At 38.2% G+C, this 1,742-nt stretch carries 1 protein-coding gene; it reads right to left on the reverse strand.

Annotation, left to right across the window (positions count from 1 at the left end; translation table 11 throughout):
- The coding region (locus ABJI11_RS05440; protein WP_348350144.1) for a penicillin acylase family protein at positions 1-1,638 on the reverse strand (1,638 nt) is incomplete at its 3' end.
- Positions 1,639-1,742: the final 104 nt, after the last annotated feature.

The raw sequence follows: 1,742 nt of genomic DNA on the forward strand, positions 1-1,742 counted from the left end.
CAAAGTCATGGCTACCTGATCTTCACCTGTTGTGTAATCCCAATCTTCTAGAATCTTAATTGGCTCTCTCAACTTAGGGTTTTTATCATCATTAGCATAATAAGCTTTTACCAAACCAGGAATCAATGCTTTGAACGCCGGTAAATATGGATCATGTGCTAATTGAATTAAGCTATCTACCGTATATCCTTTTCTATCTTTCAATAATTCAATTGCATGCACACCTCTAAAATTTTCTTGGTCTTTAGACATGTAATTTGGGTAGTCTTCTTTCTTTGGACTGAATTCTAAGGCTGATGTATACGGGGTGGAATTACAGTTTTGTATCCATCCGTTTTCTGGATTTAATACCAAAATGTTTTCATCGACGGAGTGCAAGCCTTGCCAATCTGTTTTAGGGTTACTGCCATCTACCGGTTCTGTATAATCAAATTGAACATCTCTTTTTGGAACGTAATTTCCATGAAAATAAGCGATGTTGCCTTCCGCATCTGCATAGACAGTATTGTTACTAGAATTGGTACGGATGTCCATCATTTCACGAAATCCTTTGTAACCGTTTTGTTTTGTACGAATGAATGATTGCTCTAACGCCTTTACCGGCTCCCACATCATTGCCGATGCTGTCCATTGCCCTTCTGCAACATGAGTTATTGGACCATGGTGCGTTCTGTATGCCGGATATTTTTTCTCTTTCAGCTTTTTTCCATCAAGATATTTCAATACAATCTCAGACGATTCTACAGGTCGTAGCTCTTTACCATATTGATAAAATAAATTATCATCGTTCTTAACTATTGCCTCCTTGAATTCGTCCATGACATCTGTATAAGTAGATGTATGCATCCATCCGGTTTTTTCATTAAACCCTTGGTAAACAAAAAACTGACCCCATGTTACCGCACCGTAGGCATTTAATCCTTCCTCGGAAACCACATGAACTTCTCCCCTAAAATAAAATGAAGTATGCGGATTTATCAATAACAACGGATTACCTGATTGGGTTAATTTACCTGAAATAGCAATTCCATTAGAACCTTGCGGCTCTTCAGCTTCTTTCTGTTTTTTTAACTGTAGGGCTTCCATTTTTGGCAATTCCATATCACTTTCATAAAAAGCAGCAATTTTTTTTGTTGAAATTCGCTCAATATCGCCCCCAATTGATCCCTCACTGAAGTACATTGGCATCCATGGTTCAAAATGAGTCAGCAATCTCGGTTTTACTTTTGGGTGTGTATATAAATAGTAATTGACCCCGTCAGCAAAGGCATCACACAACTCTTTTAACCAAGCGGGACTGTTTTCATAATTCGCTTTTGCCTCTTCTTCCGTCATGAACAGTTTTGCACGCAAATCGCTATACAACGCCTCTTCCCCATCTACTTCTGCCAACCTACCTGTTGCCCAAATATAATTTTGCTCTACTCTATTAAAATCATCTTCGCATTGGGCATACAACAATCCGAACACTGCATCGGCATCTGTCTTACCATAGATATGGGGAACTCCAAAATCATCTCTTATAATTTCAACATTCGCAGCTTGGGCTTCCCATTTTTCTATTTCTCCCTTCTCTGGCTTATTAGTCTTACATGATAAAACCAATACAAATGCCAACAAGTAAATTATTCTGTTCATGAATGCTTATTTTTTTTAATTTTTGAGATATATAAAAGTACTTGAATTTTACCAACTTCCACTTGCTCCTCCACCGCCAGAACTTCCTCCGCCCCCAGAAAAAG

Source organism: Maribacter sp. (assembly GCF_039968975.1).
In the GTDB taxonomy this organism is placed as follows: Bacteria; Bacteroidota; Bacteroidia; order Flavobacteriales; family Flavobacteriaceae; genus Maribacter.